This window comes from Nocardia sp. (assembly GCF_025465275.1).
In the GTDB taxonomy this organism is placed as follows: Bacteria; Actinomycetota; Actinomycetes; order Mycobacteriales; family Mycobacteriaceae; genus Nocardia.
Genome location: NZ_JAODNK010000035.1, coordinates 12,427 through 17,829 on the forward strand (window position 1 = coordinate 12,427; position 5,403 = coordinate 17,829).

At 66.6% G+C, this 5,403-nt stretch carries 6 protein-coding genes; 4 read left to right on the forward strand and 2 right to left on the reverse strand.

Going from position 1 to position 5,403, the window contains the following annotated elements:
• Positions 1 to 17: 17 nt before the first annotated feature.
• On the reverse strand, positions 18 to 743 hold the full coding sequence (locus JWN03_RS09005; RefSeq protein ID WP_297612504.1) for an ABC transporter ATP-binding protein: 726 nt from the start codon (positions 741 to 743) through the stop codon (positions 18 to 20).
• A gap of 26 nt (positions 744 to 769) precedes the next feature.
• Entirely contained in the window at positions 770 to 1,819 is a 1,050-nt protein-coding gene (locus tag JWN03_RS09010) for an ABC transporter permease (protein WP_297612507.1), read from the reverse strand.
• Between the two features lie 131 nt (positions 1,820 to 1,950).
• On the opposite strand from JWN03_RS09010, the gene JWN03_RS09015 reads away from it, so the two are divergent.
• The 4 genes from JWN03_RS09015 (at position 1,951) to cobM (ending at position 5,103) form a co-directional block, all read left to right on the forward strand.
• Positions 1,951 to 3,105, forward strand: coding sequence for a sensor histidine kinase (locus JWN03_RS09015; protein ID WP_297612509.1), 1,155 nt, complete (start codon positions 1,951 to 1,953; stop codon positions 3,103 to 3,105).
• Positions 3,106 to 3,125: 20 nt separating this feature from the next.
• Positions 3,126 to 3,764 (forward strand): LuxR C-terminal-related transcriptional regulator, encoded by a 639-nt coding sequence (locus JWN03_RS09020; protein ID WP_297612525.1) that lies wholly within the window; start codon positions 3,126 to 3,128, stop codon positions 3,762 to 3,764.
• A 50-nt stretch (positions 3,765 to 3,814) separates the two neighbouring features.
• Positions 3,815 to 4,240 carry a PPOX class F420-dependent oxidoreductase gene (locus JWN03_RS09025; protein ID WP_297612513.1) on the forward strand — a complete coding sequence of 142 codons (426 nt, stop codon included), beginning with the start codon at positions 3,815 to 3,817 and terminating at the stop codon, positions 4,238 to 4,240.
• Between the two features lie 104 nt (positions 4,241 to 4,344).
• Positions 4,345 to 5,103 (forward strand): precorrin-4 C(11)-methyltransferase, encoded by a 759-nt coding sequence (gene cobM / locus JWN03_RS09030; protein ID WP_297612516.1) that lies wholly within the window; start codon positions 4,345 to 4,347, stop codon positions 5,101 to 5,103.
• Positions 5,104 to 5,403: the final 300 nt, after the last annotated feature.

The window sequence follows — 5,403 nt, forward strand, 5'->3', positions numbered from 1 at the left end:
GATCGGCGGCGGCCGGTTCAGGCGGCGGCGGTCGCGGGGTCCAGGCGCAGGACGCCGTCGACCATGCGGTAGACGGTATCCATCTGATGCAGGTGGGAAAGATCGTGGGTGACCAGCAGGGTGGCGGCATGGTGCTCGCGGGCGATCCTGATGATCAGGTCGATGATGGCCGCGCCGCGCTCCTGATCCAGCGAGCTGGTGGGCTCGTCGATGACGAGCAGCGACGGGTTGTTCATCAGGGCGCGAGCGATATTCACCCGCTGGCGCTGACCGCCGGAGAGCTGCGCGGGACGCTTGTTCTCCTGGTCGCCCAGACCGACCGCCGCGAGCAATTCGCGTGCGTGCGAACGGGCTTCGCGCCGCCGGGCGGGGGAGACGAAGAAGGTCTGGCCCAGGTGGATCATGGCTTCCAGCTGCTCGAGCGCCGTCAGCGCGGGAATCAGATTGGACTGCTGGAAGACGATGCCGATGGAATCGCGGCGCACCGTTGTCGCTTCACGCCGGCTCAGGGCCGCCAGATCGACAGTCCCGGAGGCTGTTTCGAGCTCGACGCGACCGGAGTCGGGACGGACCAGGGTGGAGGCGGCGGCCAGCAGCGTGGACTTGCCGGACCCGGAGGGGCCGGTAATGGCGGCGATCTCGCCGCCGCGCACCGACAGGTTCACGTGGTCGAGCGCCGTAATACGCTCGGCGCCATCGGGGAAGGTGAGGGTGAGGTCGGCGACCGTCAAGGAATTGGTCATCGCAAAACTCCTGGGAGACATGGTGATCAGCGCGCCTGGTTGAGGGCATCGAGCGGGTCGGTGGTGGCGAGGAAGCGCAGGGCGAAGGCCGCGCCGAGCACGCCGAGCAGGACCAGGGCGGCGGCCGGGAACAAGGTGGTGCTCACACTGAGGATGAAAGGCACCGCATCGCCGATGAATACGCCCGCAAGCACCGTCGCGCCGACACCGATGCCCACGCCGATCAGCAGCACCACCAGTGCTTGGCTCAATGCATCACGCACCAGCGAACCGGTAGTGGCGCCAAGGGCTTTCAGCGTCGCGATATCCGGTGCGCGCTGCACGGTCCAGACCGTGAAGAACGCGCCGATCACCAATGCCGAAATGGCGAACAGCATGACCGTCATGAGTGTCAGCGAACCGTTCTCGGCCTTGTAGGAACTCATGGCCGACAGCGAATTCTTCGACGAGGTGGTGAGGGTGTGCGCCGCGGCGTTCACGGCGGCCGAATCGCTCACACCGGAAACCGCGAGAATGGTCGCCGCACCCGCACGCGGATTCTGGGCCTGCCAATCCGACAGCGTCATCCACACCACGGGGGTGTGCGCGTACCAGTCGTCATCGGTGACACTCCGCACCGTGAAGTTGCCGGACCCCAGCGCGACGGTATCGCCGGCACCGGCATGCAGGCTCTTGGCGGCGGCTTTGGAGAGCACCACCTGCCCCGGATCGGTTGCCACACGATTGCCGAATGGTGTGCCATCAACGCCGAACATGGCGACCTGAGTGGGGGAGGCCCCGTCCCGGGTGGCCCGGACCCGGCTGATGCCGATCGGGTCGACGGTGCCGCCGGCCTGCTGCCAGGCGGACACCTGCTCCTGGCTCAGGGCCGAGGAGTCGAACGAGGGCGACGAGCCGGTGTCCGCGAAAACCACGGTGCCGGGTTGCAGCGTCTGCAGGGCGGAGATGTTCTGGTGCGCCAGCCCGGCCGTCAGTCCGCTCAGAAAACTGACGAGCAGGGCGACCAGCATGACCACCAGCGTGATGAGGAGGAAGCGGCCGCGGGCGGCCCGCAGATCCCGGAGTGCGACGAACATGCCTCAACTCTGTCGTGGAAAGCCCAGGAAACCATCGCGCTGCGGAACGAATCCCGACCCAGCCAACGGAGGTGCGGCGTTTCCTACTTTCGATGGATGCCGCTCGAGTTGCCGGGCATAAGCTGGTCGGCGTGCATCGATCGCCCCTGACCCCCGTCTTCTCCTCCATGCAGCTGGGTCTGCATGTGATGGTGGTCGCGCTGATGGCGGTGGTCACGGTGCGGGCGATCATGGCGGACGTGCATCCGTGCATCGTGGTGGTGCTGGCGGGTGTCTTCCTCGGCGTCTACTTCGCCGGGGGCCTGTTCCGCCGCCGGCTGTACGCGGCGCGGGTGTGGTTGGTGGTGCTGACCCTGCTGTGGCTGGGGCTGGTGGCCTTCGTCCCCGACGCGGTCTATCTGGTGTTCGGCCTGTTCTTCCTCTATTTGCATCTGCTGCCGCGCAATTGGGGACTGCTGGCCGTCACCGTCACGACCATTGTGTCGGTGGTCGGCTATGCCTCGCACAAGGGCTGGACCATGGGCGCGGTCATCGGGCCGGTGCTGGGCGCACTGGTCGCGGTGGCCATCGGACTCGGGTACGGCGCGCTCTTCCGGGAGGCCGCCGAAAGGCAGCGGCTCATCGACGAATTGCTTGCCACCAGAAACACTCTCGCCGAACAGGAGCGCACCGCCGGCAAGATGGCCGAGCGCGAACGCCTGGCACATGAAATCCACGACACGGTCGCCCAGGGCCTCAGCAGCATTCAGTTGCTACTGCACGCCGTGGAACGCGCCGCCCCGGATCATCCTGCGCTGGAAAAGATTCGGCTGGCCCGCGAGACCGCCGCCGACAGCCTCGTCGAAACCCGCCATCTCATAGCCGAACTCACGCCCGCTGCCCTGGAAGGCCAGTCGCTGGTCGGCGCACTCACCCGAATAACCCAGCGCGCCACCGCCCCCGGCCTCGATGCCCAGGTGCTGGTGGAAGGTGACCCACACCGCCTGCCCATGCCGATGGAGGCCGCCCTGGTGCGCATCGCCCAGGGCGCGGTCTCGAATGTGGTGCGGCACGCCCAGGCTCAGCGCATGCGCGTCACCCTCACCTACGCCGGTGATGCGGTGCACCTGGATGTGGTCGACGACGGTGTGGGCATCGACCCGGCCGTGCTCCAGCAATCCCCTTCCGGCACTTTCGGTCTCAATGCCATGCGCAGCCGTGTGGAGCAGCAGGGCGGCACCATGAGCGTGGAGTCCGAGCCCGGCCATACGGCGGTCACCGTCGCATTCCCGCTGGAGGACCAATGACATTCCCGGGGGAGAAGCGAATGATCCGCATTCTGCTCGCCGACGATCACGCCATCGTCCGCGCGGGCCTGCACGCCCTGCTGGATTCCGGTGTGACCGAAAGTGATTCCGGCCCGGACATCGAGGTGGTCGGCGAGGTCGCCACCGCCGAGGAGGCCGTCGCCTTCTGCTCCACCACCCAGGTCGATCTGGTGCTCATGGACCTGCGCTTCGGCCCGGGCAAGTCCGGTGCGGACGCCACCGCCGCCGTCCGCGAGCTGCCCGATCCGCCGAATGTGCTGGTGGTCACCAACTATGACACCGACGCCGATATTCTCGGCGCCATCGAAGCGGGCGCCTGCGGCTACATCCTCAAGGACACTCCGCCCGCCGAGCTGCTGGCTGCCGTCCGCTCCGCCGCGGACGGCGAAAGTGTGCTGTCCCCGTCGGTGGCCTCGCGCCTCATGACCCGGGTCCGCAAGCCGGACACCACACTCAGTCCCCGCGAGATCGAGGTGCTGCGCCTGGTCGCCGACGGTCACTCCAATCGTGAGATCGGCCGCCGCCTGTTCCTCAGTGAGACCACCGTCAAATCCCACCTCGTGCACATCTACGCCAAGCTCAGCGTGAAGTCCCGCACCTCCGCGGTGGCCCGGGCTCGCGAACGCGGAGCCATCTGACCCGGTTTCGTTGATCTTGTTTCCGGAGTTCAGGTCCTACGGTGGGCTCTATGACCTCACTCTCGGATCCCAGCGTGCGGGAATTCCTGTCCGAAGGCACCCGCACCGGCAAAGTCGCGTTCATCGCCGCCGACGGGAGGCCGCTGGTCACGCCGGTCTGGTTCATCGTCGAGGACGACGCCATCATCTTCAATACCGGTAAGGCCAGCGCCAAAGGCAAGGCAATCGCCCGTGACAGCCGCTTGGCTCTGTGCGTCGATCTGGAAGAGCCGCCCTACACCCACATACAGATACAGGGTGTGGCCACCGTCTCCGAGGACCTGGACGAGCTCGTCCGCACCGCCACGCTCATCGCAGCCCGCTATATGGGCGAAGACCGCGCCGACGAATTCGGCAAGCGCAATGGAGTTCCGGGCGAACTGGTTGTCCGCCTCCATCCCGCCAAGATCCTCGCTGACTTCGACGCCACCGCCTGATACGGCAACGGAATTCGGTCGCCGGCCGATCCGGCCCGCGTGCTCCGGCCGCCGTTCACCTCCCCTGCGGGGGTTCGCGAGCCTGTAAGTGTCAGACTCGCGGCATGACTGTGCACTTCATCGGGGCCGGACCGGGGGCGGCGGATCTGCTGACCGTGCGCGCGGTGGAGCTGCTGAAGCGGTCGCCGGTGTGCCTCTACGCGGGCACCTATCTCGACCCCGAGGTGCTCGCCTACTGCGCCCCCGACACCGAGCTCATCGACACCCAGGGCCTGGATCTGGATGAGATCATCGAGCACTGCGCCCGCGCGCAGGCCGCCGGCAAGGACGTCGCCCGGTTGTGTTCGGGCGATCCGTCCATATATTCAGCCCTGTCCGAGCAGACGCGCAGGCTGGACGCCGCCGGCATCCCCTGGGATGTCACACCCGGTGTTCCGGCCTACGCCGCCGCAGCGGCCCTGCTGGGCACCGAGCTGACGGTTCCGGAACTGGTCCAGTCGGTGGTACTGACGCGCACACAGGCTCGATCGACCGTTATGCCCGAATCCGAGTCGCTGCGGAATTTCGCGCGGACCCGCGCCACGCTGGTCCTGCATTTGGCCGTCACTCGCATTCGAACCCTCGCCGAGGAGCTGGTCGCCGACTACGGCTCGAGCTGTCCGGTGGCGGTCGTCTACCGGGCCAGTCAGCCCGAACAACTGGTCCTGCGAGGCACTCTCGCCGATATCGCGGATCGTGTGGAGGCGGCGGAATTGCGCCAGGCGGCGGTGATTCTGGTGGGACAGGCGCTGGCGGAATCGGTCAATTGCGCCCAGTCGCACCTCTACGATCCGGCTCGGGACAGGACTCATCTCACTAGCTGAAACTCCGAAATGCGGTGATGCCTAAAGGCTATGACCCTTCGTGGTTGTAGAGGCTCAGCTGCCGGTAGATTGGTTCGGTGTTCAGCAGCAGAATCGTCACAGTGGCCAGGCGGTGGCCAGCGGGTGCGGACGCGCCCGTGTAACAAGATCGGCCGCCTGGACGGATAGCCCAGAGAACATCTTTGTCTGATTGTTACGTGAAGTGAGCCCCGAGCATCGGACGCCACGCTGGTCAGTGTGGCGTCCTGTTGGGGTTTTCGGTGGGGAGCGCTGCGTGGTGTTCCGGAAGCGAGGTTTGGG

Coding starts and splice junctions, on each gene's coding strand:
- JWN03_RS09005 (WP_297612504.1), bottom strand. CDS start 743: ATGACCAATTCCTTGACGGTCGCCGACCTCACCCTCACCTTCCCCGAT.
- JWN03_RS09010 (WP_297612507.1), bottom strand. CDS start 1,819: ATGTTCGTCGCACTCCGGGATCTGCGGGCCGCCCGCGGCCGCTTCCTC.
- JWN03_RS09020 (WP_297612525.1), top strand. CDS start 3,126: ATGATCCGCATTCTGCTCGCCGACGATCACGCCATCGTCCGCGCGGGC.
- JWN03_RS09025 (WP_297612513.1), top strand. CDS start 3,815: ATGACCTCACTCTCGGATCCCAGCGTGCGGGAATTCCTGTCCGAAGGC.
- cobM (WP_297612516.1), top strand. CDS start 4,345: ATGACTGTGCACTTCATCGGGGCCGGACCGGGGGCGGCGGATCTGCTG.